Here is a 20,989-nt window from a genome sequence, read left to right as displayed (position 1 = left end):
AAGTGAAAATAATGACTATGTCAAATATTCTGACAATGTTGTTGTTCAATTCATCATCTCGTGCTAAAATCCAAATATAACTGAAAAACGGTACTATGGTTCCGAAAAACGGAACTCAAAGTATTGATGCAGATAATAAAGCTTGAATTTTATTTACTATCTGCAAATGATTACGCTTACATTAAAGGGGTTAAGGGGGAAAAACGCATTGAGTAAAGTAGATTTAAACTGTGATTTAGGGGAAAGTTTTGGTGCTTATCGTATTGGCAATGATGAAGCCATTTTAGAGCACGTGACGTCTGTAAACGTAGCCTGTGGATTTCATGCAGGGGATCCGAGCGTCATGAGAAAAACGGTAAAATTAGCCGCTGAAAAAAAAGTGCAAATTGGGGCTCACCCTGGTCTGCAGGACCTTATTGGTTTTGGACGCAGAAACATAAAGATTTCACCTCAGGAAGCCTACGATATCGTGGTCTATCAAATTGGGGCATTAAACGGTTTTTTGCAAGCAGAAGGGTTATCGATGCAGCATGTAAAACCTCACGGTGCACTATATAACATGGCTGCTAAAAACAAAGCCTTGTCTGAAGCAATAGCAAAAGCTGTTTACAACGTAAATCCTGAGCTGATTTTGTTTGGGTTATCTGGAAGTGAACTGATTCAAGCAGGTAACAGAATTGGTTTAAAGACGGCTAACGAAGTATTTGCAGACCGTACCTATCAGTTAGACGGTTCTCTCACTGCTCGCACAGAACCAAATGCTTTAATTGAAAATGATGATGAAGCTGTGTCCCAAGTTATTACTATGGTGAAAGAAGGGAAGGTAAAATCTCAGCAAGGTAAGGATGTAGAATTGCAGGCAGATACGATTTGCATCCATGGAGACGGAGCTCACGCACTTGAATTTGCCCGTCATGTCAACCGTTCTTTACGAGCATCAGAAGTGGTAGTTAAGGCTATTTCAAAATAAAAAACTACATACAATCAGGAGGAAGATGATATTGGAGTCAATTAAAAAATCAACACCTCAGCAAAAGCTTTCGGCTGCGCCTAAAGTAAACTGGACGTTAATGCTTGGAGCCGCTTTTTTAATGGCCACATCGGCTATTGGACCGGGCTTTTTAACTCAAACTACCGTATTTACACAAAATTTAGCTGCAAGCTTCGGATTCGTTATTTTAATTTCAATTATTCTTGATATCTTTGCTCAAACCAACGTATGGAGAATTATTGCCGTTTCTGAAAAACGAGGACAAGAAATCGCCAACATGGTATTTCCGGGATTAGGGTACGTGCTCGCTATTTTAATTGTTATTGGAGGACTTGCTTTTAACATTGGAAATATTGCCGGTGCCGGGCTTGGATTAAATGCGATTACGGGTATTTCTCCAACAGCCGGAGCTGCAATTAGTGCAGTTATTGCCGTGCTAATCTTCGTTGTAAAAGAAGCGGGAAAAGCAATGGATCGCTTCACGCAAATTGCAGGTTTTATCATGATTGGGCTGATGCTATATGTAGCTGCTACCACTTCACCTCCCGTTGGAGAAGCTGTAGTGAAAACTTTTGCTCCTGACAAAATTGACATTATTGCGATCGTTACGCTTGTTGGAGGAACAGTCGGTGGTTATATCACCTTTGCTGGCGGACATCGTCTTTTAGATGCCGGTGTAAAAGGCATCGATTCTTTACCTCAAGTAACCAAAAGTTCTGTAACAGGAATTCTCATCACTTCTGTTATGCGAATCGCTTTGTTTTTAGCTGTACTTGGCGTTGTGTCTAAAGGTTTACAAATTGATCCAGCCAATCCTCCGGCATCCGTGTTTCAGCTCGCAGCAGGAAACGTCGGTTATAAAATCTTTGGTATTGTTATGTGGTCTGCCGCTATTACATCTGTGGTAGGAGCTGCTTATACATCTGTTTCCTTTATTCAAACGTTTAGTGAAAAACTTAATAAAAACTCAAACTGGATTATTATTGCATTTATTATTATTTCAACTCTGTCTTTTGTCTTAATTGGAAAACCTGTAAAAGTTCTTCTTTTAGTTGGAGCAATCAATGGATTAATTCTGCCGATCGCTCTTGGGACGTTACTGGTTGCTGCATACAAAAAAAGCATCGTTGGCGAGTATAAACATCCTTTATGGCTTACCATTTCGGGTGTGCTTGTCGTTATTGTAATGGCTTTAATGGGTGGCTATACGTTAATGGATCAACTTCCTCAATTATTTAAATAAAACAATGTGCCCGCACGTAAGTTGCGTGCGGGCAATGATGGGAGATGGAAACATGATAACCCTTTCGCAATTAACTCCAGCTGAACTTCGTCAGCAAATCCGTAACAATCAGCTTATTCAACCAACAGCAGGCATGGCAAACGGCTATGCTCAAGCTAATTTAGCTATTTTACCAAAGCAACAAGCTTTTGACTTTCTATTGTTCTGTCAGCGTAACCCTAAATCGTGTCCTCTTTTAGATGTCACAGACGCTGGATCCCCGGTACCAAAATTTGCAGCTCCATCTGGAGATATTCGTACAGACATTCCAAAGTATCGAATCTATGAAAATGGGGAACTAGTAAAAGAAGTAACCGATATCACAGATTACTGGACAGAAGATATGGTTGCTTTTCTTATTGGCTGCAGCTTTACATTTGAGCACGCGCTTTTAAACAACGATATACCTGTTCGTCACATTGAAGAAAATTGTAATGTTCCTATGTATAAAACAAATATTGCATGCGCTGAAGCAGGAATATTTCACGGCTCAACGGTGGTTAGTATGCGTCCAATTCCTCAGCAAGATGTAGTACGGGCAGCCCAAGTAACTTCACGTTTTCCAGCTGTGCACGGAGGACCTATTCACATTGGAAATCCCGCTGCAATAGGGATTCAAGACCTTCACTCTCCGGATTTTGGTGATGCTGTTTCGATTAAGGAAGGGGAAGTGCCCGTATTTTGGGCTTGTGGTGTAACTCCTCAAGCAGTAGCAATGGAAACAAAACCTTCTATTATGATTACACATGCTCCGGGTCATATGTTTATCACAGATGTTCGAGATGAAAAACTAGGTGTTTTATAAAAGAAAGAGGTGTAGATATGAATCAAACTGCAACAAAAGCATCGGCTGTTATTTCTCCGCTTGGCGACTCAGCGCTTGTACTAACATTTGGAGATAGCATTCAATACGACATTCATAAACAAATTAAAACGTGCAAAGATTCGATCGAATTAAATCCTTTTCCTGGGTTTATTGAATGCGTACCGGCATTTACGAATCTTACGATCTTTTATAACCCTCTTGAAGTGGTAGCAGCCGTGAAAAAGAAGGAGAAAAAAGAATTTGTGTCTCCCTTTGAAGTAGTGTCCTCTATCATTCAAAGTAAATTAGAAAACGAACACACAGAAAAAGAGTTAGACCATCGTACGGTTTCTATTCCAGTTTGCTACGGAGGAGAGTATGGACCTGACCTTGAATATGTCGCTCGTCACCATAACTTAACAACTGAAGAGGTAATTAGTATTCATTCTGAAGGCGAATACTTAGCATATATGATTGGATTTGCTCCTGGATTTCCATTTCTCGGAGGGTTATCTGAAAGAATTGCTACGCCTCGCCGCTCGTCTCCTCGCACCTCTATTCCTGCAGGTTCGGTTGGTATTGCAGGAATGCAAACAGGGGTGTATCCTATTTCCACTCCCGGAGGATGGCAATTAATTGGGCAAACGCCGATTAAACTGTTTTTGCCAGAGCAAAATCCGCCAAGTTTGCTTCAAGCAGGAGATATTGTGAAGTTTAAACCCATCTCTAAAGAAGAATATCAAGAAATGCAGGCAAAGGAGGGTGAAAAATGAGTATGCGAGTCAGTAAAGCCGGATTATTAACGAGCATTCAAGATTTAGGAAGAAGAGGATTTCAGCAGCACGGTGTGATTGTAAGCGGAGCAATGGATTCTTATTCCCTCCGAATTGCTAATTTACTAGTTGGTAACGATGAAAAAGAAGCAGGACTTGAAGTTACGCTAATGGGGCCTACCCTTGAAATAGAAAGCGATTGTTTAGTAGCAATTACCGGAGGAGATTTAACTCCTTCGATCAACGGAAAGCCAGTCCCGATGTGGAAACCTTTATTTATTTCAAAAGGAAGCACTTTATCATTTGGCCCTTGCAAAACCGGGTGTCGTTCCTATCTATCTGTAGCAGGAGGATTTGCTATTGATGAAGTGTTAAATAGTAAAAGTACGTATTTAAGAGGTGAAATCGGGGGCTACAAAGGAAGAGCATTACAAGCAGACGATGTTTTACCTTTATCCGTTCCTGCTGCTTCAAAGCCTGCTTTTCTTTCAAATGAAGTGATAAACGGGGTATATACTTCTTCATGGTCCGTAAATTATAAAGAACTTGTTCACTTTACAAAAAAACCAGGTGTCCGTGTTATGAACGGCAGTCAATACGATTTATTTACACCTGAAAGCAAAAGTCATTTTACGAAAGAGCCTTTTAAAGTATCGAATCAATCAGACCGAATGGGCTATCGAATGGACGGACCTTCTCTTCAGCTTCAAGAAAAAAAAGAGTTATTGTCTGAAGCTGTTTCACAAGGTTCTGTTCAAGTCCCGCCGGATGGAAATCCCATCATTCTGTTAGCAGACCGTCAAACCACGGGGGGATACCCTAAAATTGCTCAAGTCATCACAGCAGATTTACCGCTTTTAGCTCAAGTAAAGCCTGGAGAATCCATTTACTTTTCTCACATTTCGCTTCACGAAGCTGAAAGAATCTATTTAGAAAAAGAACAGATGCTTCAAGAATTGAAGATTGCTATTAACCTTGCGTCAACTAAATAACACAAAACGGGAGTGACAAGAAATGATAAACGTACGTGAATTGCAAGAAGTTGTTTCATTAATGAATGAATCTGGTATTCAAAAGCTTCATATTGAACATGAAGGAACAAAAGTTGTTATTGATAAAGCAGGAATTCCTTTAGAGGACACAGCTGTTAAAGAAGTGAAAACAGATGAAGTAAAAGCCGATGCCACTGAGCAAGCGCCTCAAGATTCTATGTCTGTAAACGCAGCAGAAAACAATGAAAAGCAAATTTCATCACCAATGGTCGGAACCTTTTACGCCAAGCCAGAAGCAGACGCCGATCCCTTCGTTCAAGTAGGACAAACAGTTGAACATAAAGATGTTGTGTGTGTGATTGAAGCGATGAAGCTGTTTAACGAAGTCGATGCGGGAATAGAAGGAGAAGTGCTTGAAATTCTTGTGAAAGACGGGGATGTTGTTGAGTTTGGACAGCCATTATTTACCGTAAAATCACGCTAAAGTATACATACTGTCAGGAGGAGTCATTATGTTTAAAAAGATCTTAATCGCAAACCGCGGCGAGATTGCAGTTCGTATCATTCGGGCTTGTAAAGAGATGGGTATTGCAACCGTGGCGGTTTATTCAGAAGCAGACAAAGATGCACTTCACGTGAAGCTAGCAGATGAGTCATTTTGTATTGGCAAAACGTCTTCTAAAGAAAGCTACTTAAACATTCGTAATCTGCTTACCGTAGCGCAAGTAACCAAGGCAGACGCTATTCATCCAGGATACGGATTTTTAGCTGAAAATGCTGATTTTGCTGAGATGTGTGAATCCTATGACGTTACCTTTATTGGTCCAAAAGCAGAAGCTATCCGTAAAATGGGAGCAAAAGCTGTAGCACGAGATACAATGAAACAAGCCGGCGTGCCTATTGTACCTGGAACGGAAGGACTGATTGAAGATAGCAGCACCGCTATGCCAGTAGCAAGAGAAATAGGTTATCCGATCATCGTAAAAGCCACAGCGGGCGGTGGCGGAAAAGGAATGCGGCTGGCTCATAGCGAAGAAGAGCTAGAAAAAGCAATTCGTCAAGCTCAGCATGAAGCAGAAACAGCCTTTGGAAATGGCGGCGTATATCTTGAAAAGTACCTAGAAGAGCCAAAACACATCGAAATTCAAATCATTGCTGATGAAGAAGGGAATGTAGTTCATTTAGGGGAACGAGATTGTTCGATTCAACGCCGTCATCAAAAATTAGTAGAAGAAGCTCCGTCTCCTGCGGTAGACGAAAACCTTCGTGCTAAAATGGGCAAAGCGGCTGTCTCGGCAGCTCAAGCAGTTGATTATACAGGTGTCGGAACAGTTGAGTTTCTGTTAGATAAGCACGGGCATTTTTACTTTATGGAAATGAATACACGAATTCAAGTTGAACACCCTGTTACAGAACTTGTAACAAACATTGACTTAATTAAAGAACAAATTTCAGTAGCAGCAGGCTACCCGCTATCATTTGCTCAGCAGGATATTCAGTTAAAGGGATGGGCAATTGAATGCCGGATCAATGCAGAAAATCCTGCTAAAAACTTTATGCCTTCTCCTGGAAAAGTCGAGATGTATTTACCTCCTGGCGGCTACGGGGTTCGTGTAGACAGCGCCGTTTACCCAGGATATGAAATTTCCCCCTTTTATGATTCAATGGTGGCGAAATTAATTGTAACGGGGAAAGATCGAAATGAAGCGATTCAACGAATGAAACGCGCACTCGAAGAATTTATCATTATCGGTATTCATACAACCATTCCTTTTCATTTAGAATTACTGAACCATCCTTCTTTTAAAGAAGGGGATTTCACAACCAAATTTCTAGAAAGTAACCCTATTTCAATTAAAGAACTAGAAACGGTGTAAGAAAGGAAAGTGCTCTTATAAGGGAGTGCTTTCCTTTTTTTCTTCATGTATAATAAAAAGAACATATGATTAGCTAGTAAGCTATACGTCTATCAAATACATGTATTCGCACAAATAAGGGAGAAGGTTTTATGCAAGCTAACAATAAAACAGTCGTTAAATCCATGCAGGTTCTCACTCTTTTTATCAAGCACCCTAAGCTTACCTTCACAGAAATGATGGAATATTCAGGCGTTCCAAAAACTTCTTTGCACCGGATGGTTGGTTCGCTTGAAGAAATGGGATTTTTAACAAAAGATGAGCAAGGATACTATTCGCTAGGACTTTTATTCTTGCAATTTGGTCAGCTGGTGGCTAATCGCTTAGATATTAGAAATATCGCAAAGCCTGTAATGGAAACGCTCCGGGACGAAGTAGAAGAAGCGGTTAATTTAATTGTACGAGATGGGAATGAAGCTATGTATATTGAAAAAGTAGATACGCTTCATCCAGTGCGTCTTTATACATCAATTGGAAGGCGTTCACCTCTTTATGCAGGAGCTTGTTCACGCATTATCTTGGCGCATTTACCCGAAAAAGAACAAGAGGAATATATTACTCAAACGGAGCTAGCTCCAATAGGAATTGGAACCATTACAGATCAAAAAAAGCTAAGAAATGTATTAAAAGAAGCAAAAGAAAAAGGGTATACCATTAGCACCTCTGAATTAGAAAACTTTACAACATCCGTGAGCGCGCCGATTGTAAATCATCAAAATGAAGTGGTTGCAGGCATTAGCGTAGCGGGAATTGAAGCGAGATTTCAAGGAGACAGACTGCCGTTCATTATTCAAAAAGTAACAGAAGCGGCGAGCCTAATTTCTGAAAAACTCGGTTATCAAGGATCATTAAAGTAGCATACATAGAAAAATGGAGGTAGACCATTGAAACGATTAGAAGGAAAAACAGTCGCACTCGTAGGTCAGCGTAAAGTAGAAGAAATCAGCAAAATTGTTGAAAACCTTGGCGGGACCCCTCTTGTACGACCTGCACAAGGAACAATCTTTTTAGATGACACACATTTAGAAGCAGATATTAAAGAACTGGTAAAAGGAAATTATGATTGGTTTATTTTTACGACAGGCGTCGGGACGGAAATTTTATATAAAACGGCAGATAAGCTGGGCCTGGCGGATGAATTTCTTTCTTCTTTACAAGCAGCTCATATTGCTGCACGCGGGTATAAAACTGTAAATATGTTAAAAAAGCTAGGCATTACTCCAACTGTTCGAGATGATGATGGAAGTACAGCGGGACTAGTCAGGGCGCTTCATTCGTTTTCGTTTGAAGGAAAGCATGTAGCGCTTCAGCTTCACGGAGATCCTGCACCAAAATTGATTGACTTTCTTTCGAATCAAAAAGCCCAATTTAAAGAGATTTTACCGTATCAGCATATTCCGCCAAAAGCAGAAGTCATGGAACAGCTTATAAACGAATTAATAAGCGGAAAAATTGATGCTGTTAATTTCACAAGCGCTCCGCAGGCTCGCTTTTTATTTTCATTTGCAAGAGAACACGGACAAGCTGATCGCATTCGAGAACTCTTTAAAAGCTCTGTAGTAGCTGTATCTGTAGGAAAAGTAACCGCTGCTGCTTTAAAAGAAGAAGGAGTAGATCGTATTGTTATTCCTGATCAAGAAAGAATGGGAAGTGCAATTGTAGCTTTAGAACATTATTATCAGCAACGTGATTAACAAAAGACCTTCTCGCTTCACAGTGAGAAGGTCTTTTGTATGACTTCATCCGAGCGTTGTCGAATATTGTTTGATAATTACCTATCACCCTTTTTTAAACACGTGCAAACAACAGATAAACATAGATTTGTTACTATTTCAGAAAATCATTTTCAAATACTGTAAAAATAGCAGAAAAAGGTAAAAAATAGACGTGGATGTTAAAAAATCATTACGTTCTCTTTAGCAACAACTTATATCCAACCAGCTTAAAAAATCTTGATCGCCTATTTTATCATGTTAAAAACAGTGCTGTATAAAGCCCGGTAGATTATTTATTTTAACAGGGATATAAAGGTATATTTTTGCAGGTGAAAGATGAATGTATACACAAGCTTTAAATGTTACATTACTGAAATACAATTGTAATATTGTTATTCTTTTTTTCAACGTTTATCGTGGTATAATTTTCGTAGATTTTCATTAGCATATTTAGCTATTTATCGACAAATACAGTGAACTTTACATAAATTGTAAGACTTTTATACATATTGATACATAATTAGAAATTACTAGTTTAACAGAGCGAGAAAGCGGAGGAATTCATATTGAAAAAGAAAATGCTCTTACTTAACACAACGGTTTTATTAGGCCTGGGAGGAGTTTTATCAACTCCAGCGTATGCTTCTACCATTCAGGATATGGAATCACAAAAATCTCAAATTCAAAATCAGCGTCAAGATGTGCAATCTAACATCAAAGCAGCTTCTGATGAATTAACAAGCCTTCAAGCAGAACAAGATCAAATGAAAGCACAGCTTGAGCGATTAACAATAGCAGAAGAAGAAAACAATAAAAAAGCCCAACAAACAGAAGCCGATATTAAAGAAACGTCTAAACAAGTAGAGCAGCTTGAAAAAGAAATTAAGCTGCTTCAAGAAAAACTTGAAAAGCGAAACGATATTTTAAAAGATCGTGCACGTTCTCTGCAAGAAAGCGGCGGTAACGTAGAGTATTTACAAGTTTTACTTGGTTCTTCAAGCTTCAGTGATTTTGTAGACCGCGCGCTAGCTGTTTCAACTATTGTAGATGCAGACCGTGGTATTTTAAAAGAAACTAAAAATATGCAAGACGAATTAAAAACAAAACAAGCTGATGTTAAATCTAAGCTAGCTAGCTTAGAAGACATGAAGGCAGAACTAGATGAAATGACTGTCCAGCTAGCAGCTCAAAAGAAACAAAAAGATGCACTGGCAAAAGAACTAAAAGACAAAGAAGCAAAAAATGAAGAACTAAAGGCTTCTCTACAAGCAAAAGACAGCTCTCTTGCAAATGAACAGTCTACGCTTGAACAAAATATTAAAGATCAAAAAGCTGCAGAAGAAGCAGCAAGAAAAGCAGCTGAACAAGCGGCTAAAGAGGCAGCTAAGAAAGCAGCTGAGCAAGCTCAAAAAGCAGCGGCTGCGCCAGCTGAACAAGCCGATTCATCTTCTGCTAAGGCAGAAGCACCAAAAGCAAGCAGCAATGATGTGGCACCTACAAGCGCTCCGGCTCCAAAAGCCAGCAATGTTGTAACAGTAGGAAACCGCTGGATTGGAAACTCTGCTTACGTATTTGGCGGAGGACGCAGCCAGTCTGATATTAGCCGCGGTTTATTTGACTGCTCGTCATTTGTACACTGGGCATATTCTCAAGTAGGCGTTAACCTTGGACCTCTTGGATCTGTAAGTACAGAGACGTTAAAGCATGCGGGAACACAAGTGTCTTCTAGTCAAATGCAGCCTGGCGATCTTGTTTTCTTCGATACATATAAAAAAGACGGTCACGTTGGCATTTATGTAGGAGGCGGCAAGTTCATCGGTGCTCAAAGCTCAACAGGTGTTGCAATTGCAAACATGAGCAGCGGATACTGGAAACAAAAATTCAACGGACGCGTAGTTCGTATTTAATAGGGTATAGTAAAAAGAAAACATCCCATCTGGATGTTTTCTTTTTATATTGTAAGGAGCGTATGACTATGAATTCTATTTTTGATCATATACAACCCAACTTAGATATTTTATTTGTCGGTTTTAATCCAAGCATCCGTTCAGGTGAAACGGGTCATCATTTTGCGAATCCAACCAATCGCTTCTGGACGATTCTTCACAAAGCAGGTTTGACCGATCGTAAATATCATCCGGAGGAAGATCACTCGCTGCTCCAGCTGGGGTACGGTTTAACAAATATTGTAGAGCGTCCTACAAAGGCAGCTGATGAGATTACAAAAGAAGAATATGCAGAAGGCAGAGAAATCTTAAAGGAAAAAATAGCTACATATACGCCTAAAATCGTTTGTTTTGTTGGAAAAGGTGTCTATCAGCAGTACAGCGGACGAAAGCAAGTAAAGTGGGGTAAACAAGAGAAATCGATGGTATCAGGAATAATGGACTTTGTTGCCCCGTCTTCAAGCGGGCTCGTTCGAATGAAAGTAGATGAAGTAGTCGCCATTTATGCAGAGCTTCCGAAGCTGCTGTGTACATTAAAATAGAGAAAGCCCTAGGGCTTTCTCTATTTTGTAAACGAAATATCAATTTGAATAATTTCCGATCGGCTTCCGATTCGAAGCGGAGGACCCCAAAAGCCAAATCCTGAAGAGACAATGGTATGCAGTTGATTAGTTTGCTTGTAGCCCCAATCAATTTCAAATAACCGCTTTGTGATCAAATGATTAGGTGCCATTTGCCCTCTGTGAGTATGGCCGCATAGAAGTAAATCCACTCCTGCTTGTTCCGCTTCTTTTAAAGAAAGCGGCTGATGATCCATTGCAATGACAGGAAGAGAACGATCCGTTTCACTCGCTAAATCGAAAAAGCTGTATCGGTTTTTGTCCGTCTTGTCTTTTCTGCCTATTAAATACAAGCTATCACCTATGTTTAACACTTCATCCATTAAAATAGGGATGTTCATTTCTTTCATTCTTTCCACAAACTGAGGGATCTTCCCGCCGTAATACTCATGGTTTCCCAAAATTCCATACGTGCCTAAAGGCGCTTTGAGCTGCTTCATCATAGAATCCATTTCTTTCTTAAAGAATACATGGGGATCATCGTCAATAATATCTCCAGGAAGTAAAATAAGATCCGGCTGTATCTTTTGTACATGAGTGATTAACCGCTGCAAATGTTTTTTGCCGGACAATGTGCCAAAGTGCATATCAGATGCTACAGCAATGCGAAGGTTTTTCCGATTCGTCTTTTTAGCAAGCGAAATCGTGTATTTTCTTACCACAGGACTGTAAGCATTATACGTACCGTAAGCAAAAATGAATAAAAAAGCGGCAATTATGAAAAATCCAATTGAATCGATAGCTGTAGAAAGCGAAGCGCCTAGAAGAGTAAGAATATATACGGCTAGATTACTTATAGGAAGCAAAAGCACCGAATATTGAATAAATCCTAACCAGTACGATCCCACAATTTTAAATATGCTCACTTGTTGAAACGCACGACTGATGATAAAGGAATAAGCAAAAAAGACAACGATTACCGTAAGAATCCATTTGTTTTCCACTTCAAACATTGTGTGAAGCCACATCCAAGCGTTCCATCCGATGTACAAAACGAATAAATTATATAAAATAACAACTAAAATAGACCTTACTAACACACTTACTTTCATACGCTAACCTCTTTTCTTTCATCCGTAATTCCACTATAGCTCATTTTTATTGCTTCAACAAAATTTTATCTCTTCTTCTTATCAATAAAATTTTTGCTTGTCACACAAACGAAAAAACACACCTATAAAACAAGGTGTGTTTTTTATATTAATGATGGTGATGCGCGTGGTGAAGGCTGCTAATCACAAATTCAGGCTCTGGAACGTGGAAATATTGAATCCATACGCCTTCTAAAAATTTCTCGCGTTTATCTAAAACGATATCGATATCTTTATCTGTTTTTACGATTTCATCATGTTCAGTCGGCTTATCGAATTTCCAATCATAATGCGCGTGATCACCGTGGTCGATAGTTACATATACACGAATCATTTTTCCTTGACCTTCTGGGCTAGCCAATGCATTTTTTAACACTTTTGCTGCGTTTCGATTAATTTTTACTTCCATTTTGAAAACTCCATTCTGTAACTTGGTATGTAACGTATTTTCGCAAACTTAAACGAAAAAGAGAAATTTTTTGCCTGACGCTCCGGATAGAGTTGCTTCATTCCAACGTAATACGCTACACTACATAAATGAGCGAAAAAGGAGCGTATGATGAATGAGGATCGTTATTTTAGGTGACACTCATATTCCAAAAAGAGCGAAACATTTTCCGAAAAGACTCCTAGCCGAACTGAAAACAGCTGATGCTATTATTCATACGGGAGATTTTCAAACGATAGATGTATACAATGACCTGCGTGTGTTTGCTCCTGTACACGGCGTGATTGGAAATGTAGACAGTGAAGAGCTTCAGCAAATACTTCCATCTTCGTTACTTCTTTCGTTTGGCGACGTTACGATTGGCGTAGTCCACGGTCATGGCAAAGGAAAAACGACTGAAAAACGTGCACTTTTGGCATTTGAACATGAACAAGTAGACGCAGTGATTTTTGGTCATTCTCACATTCCTGTTCATAAACAAATTGGTGATATTACGTTGTTTAATCCAGGTTCCGCTACTGACAAACGGCGGGAAAAGCAATTTTCGTTTGGACTTCTGTACATACAAAAAAACACGCTGCGTTTTGAACATGTTTTTTACGATTCTAAAGACTAAAACAAGAGAGGACTCTTGTTTTAGTCTTTTTACGTTGTATGGTCTAAATGAGCAATATACTCGTGAAGCTTATTTTCTTCGTAATCATTTAAGTCATGCATCGGAATAACCTGCTGAGTTTGAGGATTCGTTCCTCTTACTTCCGCAATTTTTACTCCTTCTTTATAGATATTAAAAATATCTTTTTCTTCCCCGCGCTGAACCTTTTCTGTTTCAAACATTGAAAAAGACTTGCTGTTTTTACTTTCTTCCATTAAAATCACCTACTTTTTTTATCGTACTCTTATCTTTTCACACCCATTGTTAATTATGTATACACTCGATGACTAAAGGAATATGAAGTCTTGCCGATAGAAAGAAAGTGCACGATCACTTTTAACTACGGAGAGAGAGGCTACATAGCATGGAGAGAGTAAGAAAAAAAAGGTCCCTTAATAACTTTAAGACAAAGCTGGGGCTAGCATTTGCAGCGATCTTATTAGTGCCATCTGTTACGATAGGTGTATCAGCTTACATAACAGCGAAACATGAAATTGAAAACCAAATTATTAACACAGCACAGCAAAATGTACAGTCCATTAATTCAGTGATTGACGATACCATTGGACCAAAAATTCATGATGTAGAGTTTTTTGCATCAGTGGTAAACAACGAGCGCTACAATGAAAAAGATATGGCTACTTTAAGCAAAGATTTTAACTTATATGCTTCGCTTCATCCAGAAGCCGTCAGCATTTTTACAGGAAATCAGCAGGGGAAGTTTATTCAATCGCCTAAAAAAGTGCTACAAGCAGGCTATGATCCTAGAAAACGAGATTGGTACAAGCTAGCCATACAAAACAAAGGAAAAACAGTTGTCACTGAACCTTATCCATCAGCCTCTACAGGTCAGACCGTTATTACTGTAGCGAAAACATCGGCGGATGGCACAGGGGTTATTGCTTTGAATTTAGATATTAGCCGCATTAATAAAGCTGTCAGCAAAGTAAAAATCGGAGAAAAAGGATATCCATTTCTTTTAGATGGAGAAAGAAAATATATTGTTCACCCTACGGAAAAAGCAGGTACAAAAGCGACAGATTCTCTTTTTGACAAGCTTTATGCAAAGAGCTCTGGGTCTTTTGAATATACCTTTAACGGGGATGAAAAAAAGATGGTCTTTACGACAAATAAAACAACAAACTGGAAAGTTGCAGGCACTATGTATTCATCAGAAGTTAGTGAAGCTGCACAGCCTATCTTTTACAAAACACTATTTATTATTGTAGCTTGTCTGATAATCGGGAGTCTTACCATTTTTATGGTGTTACAATCGATTATTAAACCGCTCAAACAGCTTAAGAATCAGGCTCTGAGCGTTAGTGAAGGAGATCTGACAACAGCGATTACCGTCAATTCAAAAGATGAAATCGGCGAGTTAGGGTATGCTTTTAGTCAGATGCAAAACAATCTTCGCACATTAATTCAAAATGTTGAAATGAGTGCAGAGCAAGTGGCCGCTTCTTCAGAAGAGCTAACGGCCAGCTCACAGCAAACGAGCGCTGCGACTGAACAAGTATCAGTTGCGATACAAGAAGTGGCTTCTAGCGCGGAAAAACAAACGGCTGTTATTGACCAAAATGCAGCTTCTTTAGATGAGATTGTTCAAGGAGTTTCTACCATTGCCAAGCGTACAGAAATTGTTTCTCAGCTATCAAATCACACAACGTCTGAAGCTGTAGAAGGGGGAAAAGCCGTGAGAGAAACGGTCGAACAAATGGAATCCATTTCTCAATCCGTCGAGCTGTCTAATACAACAATTCGTACTTTGTTTCAACGTTCAAAAGAAGTTGGAACCATTTTAGAAGTAATCAGCGGCATTGCTGCTCAAACAAATTTACTAGCCTTAAATGCTGCAATCGAAGCGGCACGAGCTGGAGAACATGGAAAAGGATTTTCCGTTGTAGCAGCGGAAGTGAGAAAGCTGGCAGAACAATCACAAGTGTCCGCGTCTCAAATTTCTGAGCTTATTCAAGCTATTCAACAAGATACTCAGGAATCTGTACATACAATGGAGCAAGTTACAAACAAAGTTGAAGAAGGACGAACAATATCACAAACGGCTATTCAAAAATTCGAACAAATTCTAAGCAGCATGAATGAAACGACTCCGCAAGTTGAAGAAGTGGCTGCGACTGCTCAGCAAATTTCAGCAGCGGTTGAAGAAGTGGCTCGTACAGCAGGTGAAATGGCGATCCTTGCTAAAGGAAATGCAGCTACATCTGAAGAAGTGGCCGCATCAACTGAAGAACAGCTGGCTTCAATGGAGGAAATTGCCGTTTCCGCACAATCTCTGTCTCAAATGGCAGAACAATTAACAGCGCTCATTAGCAAATTTAATTTGTAAACTTTCGTCAAATCGTCATAGACCTCTTTTATATTGGAAAAAGTAGAACATACACATATGAAAGAGGTGACAGTATGATGGAGCAAACAAAAATGACCTTTGAGCCAGCTTCAATTAACGATGATATGCATGCGAAGCTGAAACAGCTAGAAGAGCAGTTTCAACAAACGTTAGGAAAAAGAGTAGCTTTAGTTGCATACGAAGCTGAAAAATAAAGAAACAAAAAAAGAAAAGACATTAGGTCTTTTCTTTTTTTGTTTCAATAAGGTTAACATACATTAAATTACAAGTTTTTTTCATATACTTTCTCAAAATGAACTATAACTAAGTGTAAAATTACACTTTTTTAGTGTTATTTCACTTTTAATATGGTATAATTTCACAGAAATAAAGAAAGGAGCTTACAGTTTAGAATGAAGAAAAACGTGTTGTTAGGAACTTTTTTATCTTTTTATCTAGTAGGTTCATATGCCTCCTATCATATTTATAAACAGCAGCAAAGCCATCCTGTAACGGGGGATGTTGCTCGGCTTCTTCCTACAAAAGTCAAAGAAATAAAGCATGGAACAACTGAAAAACAGCTGAAAGATTGGGTGAAAACCGCTTCACAGCATCATGAAAAAATAGCGATTGCAGGCATGCAGCACAGTCAAGGAGGGCAGACGTACTATCCGAATGCTATTTTACTTGATATGAAGCAGTACAATAAAATTATAGATTACAAGCCACGTCAAAAAGAAATTACGGTTCAAAGCGGGACAACGTGGAATGATATTCAGCAATATATACACAAAGACGGTCTTGCTCTTAAAGTTATGCAATCACAAAATATTTTTACCGTTGGAGGTTCTATTAGCGTGAACGTACACGGCAGAGATATTCGATACGGTTCTTTAATGGATACGGTAAAATCTATGCGTCTTTTGCAGGCCGACGGATCTATTATCGAAATTAGCCGAACAAAACATCCTGAGCTATTTTCTTTAGTAAACGGAGGCTACGGGTTATTTGGAGTCATTTTAGATGTGACGCTTCGTTTAACGGACGATGAATGGTACGAAGATGAAATTATCCGCTTAGATTATAGACAGTATACAGCGTATTTTAAAAACTACGTACAGCATAACCCAGACGTTCGTATGCATATGGCGCGTATTTCTATTTCTCCTAATCAATTGCTAACAGATATGTACGCCACAAACTATCGCTTATCTTCTCAAAATACTTCTACTGTAAACGAACCGCTCAAAACAGAAAAAATAGTGGCGCTTCCTAAATTTATGCTAGGGCTATCTCGTTACAGTGACTGGGGAAAAGATATGCTGTGGGAAACGCAAAAGGCTTATTTCTTAAGACAAAATGGCCGGCTTGAAACAAGAAATAATGTTATGCGTTCTGAAAGTGATTTTATGGAATACGAAAGTGTTAGCCGGACGGAAGTTTTACAGGAATACTTCGTTCCGGTTGATGAATTTGCTTCTTACATCGATGATTTACGCGAAGTGTTAGCAACAGAGAAATTAAATTTACTGAACATTACGGTTCGCTATGTAGAAAAAGACAATAAAGCCGTCATGTCTTATGCAAAAGACGACATGTTTGCTCTCGTTTTACTTATTAACCAGAAAAAAGATCATCAAGGCATGGATGATTCACAAAGAGTTGTCAGAAAAATGGTGGATGTAACGCTGCAGCATCAGGGAAGCTATTACTTGCCTTACTACAGCTACCCAAGCAAGAAGCAATTAGAAGAGGCTTACCCTCATACAACCGCCTTTTTTAATTTAAAAAGAAAATATGATCGGAACGAAACGTTCGTTAATTTATTTTATAAGGAGTATGGAAAATGACGTACAAACAACTCTTACACTCACAAAGCCTGATGATTACCGCAAGTAGTATTGTTTTTCCTTTTTACCTGTTACTGCTTCGAAATCTTGGCGATAGTTATTCACAATTTGGCTTAGCTTACGGAATTTTCGCTTTAACCGCAGCTTTGAGTCACCCTTTAATCGGTTCATGGAGTGACAGAGTAGGAGAAAAGCGCTTGCTCATTTTATATACGTTTGGGATGGCGGTTGTTATGCTTGTGATTCCCGTTCTATCAACTATTACGCAGGTGTATATCATTCAAGTTATAATGGGTCTACTTGGAGCTCTTCAAAAAACAGCAGAAAAAATAGCGTTATCTAGGCAGACAGATCGTGCTCATACGGGAAAACAAGTAGGACACTATCATTTATGGACCTCTATATGGGCAGCTTTAGCCGTGATTGCAACAGGGTATATCATTGATTTTCTTACAATCGGTAGCCTTTTTTACATCACTTCGTTTATGTATGTAGCGGCAGGGGTATTAATATGGCAAAAACCAAAAACAGTCGAGCTTGAACGCCACCATTCGCTGTAAAAGCGTAGCAGGTCACTTGAATTTTTTAGTTCGTATTATAAGATACTATAAAAAATTTATGTTCTCCCGATATAAGTACTGAAAGGAGAAACGTTTATGCAAGGTATAAGTATATCAGGGCAAGATGCATGGTCTTCTATTATAGTATCGTTCGCTATTTTCATCATTATATGGGGTCTGATTCCAGGCTTAACTATAAAGTATGTATGCAAAAGTCAAACGCTAGGTATAGCCAGTTTTTTTGTTGGTATTGCCTATGGGGTTAAAGCAGGTCATTTCCTTATTTAAATACGATTTGGTGTAAGTAAGGAAGCTTGGACCGCTATTAGCTAAGTGGGAATCCCTTTTGTTTCCTGTTATTTTTTTAGAGCAATTCTCCATAATAACGGTTAAAAAGGTGAATCCGATGACAGATAACAATGTTGGGTTTGGAGTTAGCGGAGGCGAAGAGACGAGAAAAAAATCTACTGTTTCTAGTGAAGCTCCTATATCTAATGATGTACAACAAAATCAGAAACAAGATAACTACGAAAAGCTTAGCCACCAACTAAATTCATTATCTGATGATGAATTTAGAGCAGATCGTGATGAAGATTAAGGGTTTCCTATCAAAAAAGAATATTTAAATTAAATAAAGTATTATGAAAGTAAACTAATTGGATTCCATGACTTTAACGTGATAGCATTAACTACTGGTACAAACATACCACTTGACTATTTTGACATGCTATTTTGTCAAAGTTCTTAGTTATTTCTTTGATAACTGAGAATCCATTTGTAACCTTTAAGTAGAGATATAAAGGTAATCCTTCACTTTAATAAGTGAAGGATTTTTTTTATCCTTTCGTAATGGTTTTGCGATTGCTTGGATTAATGAGGATAAAGCAGATACATTGTATACAATGTAAACGTCGTCATGTATAATGTAATTTATTCTTAGTTGAAAACTTGAATAAGCAGGGGAGACATACTCGAGATAAGCGGAGGCATACACCAGTGTCTAAGAAAATACATGATTTTAATGATATTATCCGAAAGCTGCGCAAAAAACTTTTTGGAAAAGGTCCAGAACGAATTCATACTGTATTTGTTCAAAATATGGCTATTTCAACTTTGTACGGCAACTTAACGCCAGCTGAACAATTTATCGCGAGAACAACCGAAGGTAAAGAGACAGTACATATGGCAAGAACGAAGCTTATTCAAAACCTTTATGCTTCATCTCCTCCAGAAGGACTTGAAGACTTGTTAGGAGCTAAGCTGGAGTACTTATTTTCTGATATCAAAGTAGAAGAAGATATCGCTGTTTCTGTGTTTGTGTTTAAAACCAATATTCAGTAGAACAACGTAAAATACATAATTTAATTAAATGAAAGAGAAGTAGGATCTGCTTGTTTTTTATTTGATTTTATTATAGATAATGATGACTGATATACTGTAAAGAAAGTGCAGGATTATTAGGCAGCATTCAAAAACCTTGTGTAAAAGGTGTTTTTGAGTGCTGCCTTTTTTAGTTAAGGAGGAGTTTTATGGCATTTCACAAGCCGGATAAAATGTTAAACATCGCTTTAGAAGCGGGGATTTCAAAAACGAAGCTATCTCTTTCTTCCATTCTCATGCTTGGGTTTTTAGGAGGCGCGTTTATTGCGTTTGGTTTTTTACTAGATGTGCGCGTGATTGGTAATTTACCAGCTGAATGGGGAAGTTTATCGAATCTTTTAGGAGGGGCCGTCTTTCCTGTAGGTCTTATGCTGGTCGTACTTGGGGGAGCGGAGCTTATTACAGGGAATATGATGTCTGTTTCCATTGCCCTGTATGCAAGAAAAATTTCACTTCGTCACTTGCTTCATAACTGGTTTTTGGTCACGCTTGCTAACTTTTTAGGTGCCGCATTTATTGCATATTTCTTTGGACATATTGTAGGTTTAACAGAAACAGGGCCTTTTTTAGATAAAACGGTAGCCATTGCTCAAGCTAAAATTGATGATTCGTTTTTTAAAACGCTTATTTCTGCTGTAGGCTGCAACTGGCTTGTATGTTTAGCTATTTGGCTTTCATACGGCGCTGACGATGTTACGGGGAAAATTCTTGGGATTTGGTTTCCGATTATGGCATTTGTTGCGATTGGCTTTCAGCACGTTGTAGCCAATATGTTTATTATTCCCGCCGCTATTTTTGCAGGTCATTTTACATGGATTGATTTTATTGCAAATATTATCCCTACCTTTATTGGAAATATGATAGGAGGAGCTGTATTTGTAGGTCTTATTTATTTTTCTTCTTATCAACAGAAACAAAAAGAACAATTAAAAAAAGCTTCTTAAGCGGTTTTATCAGTTGTCATTTAAAAAAAGCAGTCTCTTAGTAAAGAGGCTGCTTTTTTGATAATGAAAGGTGAAAAAATATACTTTTAACAATTTATGTATTATAACATATAAAACAATTAAGGTTCGGTAAATGTTCAAGTTCGCTTTTCTATTTTCATAATAATATTATGGTTAACTAGATGGCAATGAATACATTCGCAAGGGAGAGAAAGAAAGAGTGAATATTGGTATAGGATTGATTCTGCTATCTGTTGCACTACTATTTCTTATATCAGGAATGTTTTTACGCAAAAAGAGAAAAAAGGTATGTAGCAACGGTTTGTTAATCGCAGGAACATTGATTTTATCAGCAGGTCTATTATTAATCACTGGTTTATATGATCCGTATGCAAATCATATTTAATAACTTACTAACGGAGAGTGAAGAAATTGAAGTTCATGTTTGCTGTTTTATTGATTATACTTGGCAGCATTTTAGTTGGGTTGACTAGTAACAGCTTAGGCGCGACAGGTAATAACATCATGCATTTAGCTGGAATTGGGTGCCTTATAGCAGCTATTTTTATAGTAAAAGGCAAAAAAGATACTAAACGCCGTACAAAAATGGAATGCGATGTTTAATCACGTATTCTTTTTTTGATGTGAGCAGTTTTAGACCTTTGTCGTCCACT

The 20,989-nt window shown here is 38.5% G+C and carries 25 protein-coding genes; 22 read left to right on the top strand and 3 right to left on the bottom strand.

Annotated features, from left to right (window positions below):
• Window positions 1-208: 208 nt before the first annotated feature.
• The 11 genes from pxpA (at window position 209) to mug (ending at window position 10,962) form a co-directional block, all read left to right on the top strand.
• Complete coding sequence (gene pxpA / locus AC3WJG_RS14190; RefSeq protein ID WP_098333122.1) at window positions 209-970, top strand: 5-oxoprolinase subunit PxpA; 762 nt, start codon at window positions 209-211, stop codon at window positions 968-970.
• A 100-nt stretch (window positions 971-1,070) separates the two neighbouring features.
• A complete protein-coding gene (locus AC3WJG_RS14185; RefSeq protein ID WP_252124562.1) occupies window positions 1,071-2,234 on the top strand; it encodes an NRAMP family divalent metal transporter in 1,164 nt (387 codons plus the stop codon).
• Between the two features lie 52 nt (window positions 2,235-2,286).
• Window positions 2,287-3,078 (top strand): putative hydro-lyase, encoded by a 792-nt coding sequence (locus tag AC3WJG_RS14180; protein ID WP_102812772.1) that lies wholly within the window; start codon window positions 2,287-2,289, stop codon window positions 3,076-3,078.
• A gap of 17 nt (window positions 3,079-3,095) precedes the next feature.
• Window positions 3,096-3,851, top strand: coding sequence for a 5-oxoprolinase subunit PxpB (gene pxpB, locus AC3WJG_RS14175; RefSeq protein ID WP_337134340.1), 756 nt, complete (start codon window positions 3,096-3,098; stop codon window positions 3,849-3,851).
• A complete protein-coding gene (locus AC3WJG_RS14170) occupies window positions 3,848-4,843 on the top strand; it encodes a 5-oxoprolinase subunit C family protein (protein ID WP_028408422.1) in 996 nt (331 codons plus the stop codon). The genes pxpB and AC3WJG_RS14170 overlap by 4 nt, the downstream gene beginning before the upstream one ends.
• A 22-nt stretch (window positions 4,844-4,865) precedes the next feature.
• Window positions 4,866-5,327: an acetyl-CoA carboxylase biotin carboxyl carrier protein gene (gene accB, locus AC3WJG_RS14165; RefSeq protein WP_102812770.1), complete on the top strand. Its 462-nt coding sequence runs from the start codon at window positions 4,866-4,868 to the stop codon at window positions 5,325-5,327.
• Between the two features lie 28 nt (window positions 5,328-5,355).
• Window positions 5,356-6,720, top strand: coding sequence for an acetyl-CoA carboxylase biotin carboxylase subunit (gene accC, locus AC3WJG_RS14160; protein ID WP_102812769.1), 1,365 nt, complete (start codon window positions 5,356-5,358; stop codon window positions 6,718-6,720).
• A gap of 131 nt (window positions 6,721-6,851) precedes the next feature.
• Window positions 6,852-7,616, top strand: a complete 765-nt coding sequence (locus tag AC3WJG_RS14155) for an IclR family transcriptional regulator (protein ID WP_028408425.1) — start codon at window positions 6,852-6,854, stop codon at window positions 7,614-7,616.
• Between the two features lie 27 nt (window positions 7,617-7,643).
• The gene (locus AC3WJG_RS14150) at window positions 7,644-8,453 is read left to right on the top strand and encodes a uroporphyrinogen-III synthase (RefSeq protein WP_028408426.1); all 810 of its coding nucleotides are present in this window, start codon (window positions 7,644-7,646) and stop codon (window positions 8,451-8,453) included.
• Window positions 8,454-9,040: 587 nt separating this feature from the next.
• Window positions 9,041-10,381: a coiled-coil domain-containing protein gene (locus AC3WJG_RS14145; RefSeq protein ID WP_098658361.1), complete on the top strand. Its 1,341-nt coding sequence runs from the start codon at window positions 9,041-9,043 to the stop codon at window positions 10,379-10,381.
• Window positions 10,382-10,449: 68 nt separating this feature from the next.
• Window positions 10,450-10,962: a G/U mismatch-specific DNA glycosylase gene (mug, locus tag AC3WJG_RS14140; RefSeq protein WP_028408428.1), complete on the top strand. Its 513-nt coding sequence runs from the start codon at window positions 10,450-10,452 to the stop codon at window positions 10,960-10,962.
• Between the two features lie 20 nt (window positions 10,963-10,982).
• Here the strand turns inward: mug and AC3WJG_RS14135 are convergent, their stop codons facing one another.
• Window positions 10,983-12,092 (bottom strand): metallophosphoesterase, encoded by a 1,110-nt coding sequence (locus tag AC3WJG_RS14135; protein ID WP_060745556.1) that lies wholly within the window; start codon window positions 12,090-12,092, stop codon window positions 10,983-10,985.
• A gap of 148 nt (window positions 12,093-12,240) precedes the next feature.
• Window positions 12,241-12,540, bottom strand: a complete 300-nt coding sequence (locus tag AC3WJG_RS14130) for a hypothetical protein (protein WP_060745557.1) — start codon at window positions 12,538-12,540, stop codon at window positions 12,241-12,243.
• A gap of 154 nt (window positions 12,541-12,694) precedes the next feature.
• On the opposite strand from AC3WJG_RS14130, the gene AC3WJG_RS14125 reads away from it, so the two are divergent.
• Window positions 12,695-13,195, top strand: a complete 501-nt coding sequence (locus AC3WJG_RS14125; protein WP_098525014.1) for a metallophosphoesterase family protein — start codon at window positions 12,695-12,697, stop codon at window positions 13,193-13,195.
• 29 nt (window positions 13,196-13,224) lie between these two features.
• Here AC3WJG_RS14125 and AC3WJG_RS14120 read toward each other — a convergent pair whose 3' ends face one another.
• Window positions 13,225-13,449 carry a hypothetical protein gene (locus tag AC3WJG_RS14120; RefSeq protein ID WP_028408432.1) on the bottom strand — a complete coding sequence of 75 codons (225 nt, stop codon included), beginning with the start codon at window positions 13,447-13,449 and terminating at the stop codon, window positions 13,225-13,227.
• Between the two features lie 149 nt (window positions 13,450-13,598).
• On the opposite strand from AC3WJG_RS14120, the gene AC3WJG_RS14115 reads away from it, so the two are divergent.
• The 10 genes from AC3WJG_RS14115 (at window position 13,599) to AC3WJG_RS14070 (ending at window position 20,939) form a co-directional block, all read left to right on the top strand.
• The gene (locus AC3WJG_RS14115) at window positions 13,599-15,581 is read left to right on the top strand and encodes a methyl-accepting chemotaxis protein (RefSeq protein WP_336091928.1); all 1,983 of its coding nucleotides are present in this window, start codon (window positions 13,599-13,601) and stop codon (window positions 15,579-15,581) included.
• A 74-nt stretch (window positions 15,582-15,655) separates the two neighbouring features.
• Window positions 15,656-15,796, top strand: a complete 141-nt coding sequence (locus tag AC3WJG_RS14110; RefSeq protein ID WP_016764236.1) for a hypothetical protein — start codon at window positions 15,656-15,658, stop codon at window positions 15,794-15,796.
• Between the two features lie 198 nt (window positions 15,797-15,994).
• Complete coding sequence (locus tag AC3WJG_RS14105; RefSeq protein WP_337134338.1) at window positions 15,995-17,431, top strand: FAD-binding oxidoreductase; 1,437 nt, start codon at window positions 15,995-15,997, stop codon at window positions 17,429-17,431.
• Window positions 17,428-17,991 carry an MFS transporter gene (locus AC3WJG_RS14100; RefSeq protein WP_013083286.1) on the top strand — a complete coding sequence of 188 codons (564 nt, stop codon included), beginning with the start codon at window positions 17,428-17,430 and terminating at the stop codon, window positions 17,989-17,991. The genes AC3WJG_RS14105 and AC3WJG_RS14100 overlap by 4 nt, the downstream gene beginning before the upstream one ends.
• A gap of 96 nt (window positions 17,992-18,087) precedes the next feature.
• Window positions 18,088-18,279 carry a hypothetical protein gene (locus AC3WJG_RS14095; protein WP_025751820.1) on the top strand — a complete coding sequence of 64 codons (192 nt, stop codon included), beginning with the start codon at window positions 18,088-18,090 and terminating at the stop codon, window positions 18,277-18,279.
• 118 nt (window positions 18,280-18,397) lie between these two features.
• Window positions 18,398-18,589 (top strand): hypothetical protein, encoded by a 192-nt coding sequence (locus tag AC3WJG_RS14090; RefSeq protein WP_028408436.1) that lies wholly within the window; start codon window positions 18,398-18,400, stop codon window positions 18,587-18,589.
• A 398-nt stretch (window positions 18,590-18,987) separates the two neighbouring features.
• Window positions 18,988-19,332, top strand: a complete 345-nt coding sequence (locus tag AC3WJG_RS14085) for a Na-translocating system protein MpsC family protein (RefSeq protein WP_028408437.1) — start codon at window positions 18,988-18,990, stop codon at window positions 19,330-19,332.
• 188 nt (window positions 19,333-19,520) lie between these two features.
• Window positions 19,521-20,315, top strand: coding sequence for a formate/nitrite transporter family protein (locus AC3WJG_RS14080; protein WP_225049758.1), 795 nt, complete (start codon window positions 19,521-19,523; stop codon window positions 20,313-20,315).
• Window positions 20,316-20,535: 220 nt separating this feature from the next.
• The gene (locus AC3WJG_RS14075) at window positions 20,536-20,721 is read left to right on the top strand and encodes a hypothetical protein (RefSeq protein ID WP_098249654.1); all 186 of its coding nucleotides are present in this window, start codon (window positions 20,536-20,538) and stop codon (window positions 20,719-20,721) included.
• Between the two features lie 35 nt (window positions 20,722-20,756).
• Window positions 20,757-20,939, top strand: a complete 183-nt coding sequence (locus AC3WJG_RS14070) for a hypothetical protein (RefSeq protein ID WP_225049781.1) — start codon at window positions 20,757-20,759, stop codon at window positions 20,937-20,939.
• The last annotated feature ends 50 nt before the right edge of the window (window positions 20,940-20,989 follow it).

The organism is Priestia sp. FW507-14D1A, assembly GCF_058781295.1.
This window is presented reverse-complemented; position numbering and strand designations above follow the sequence as displayed.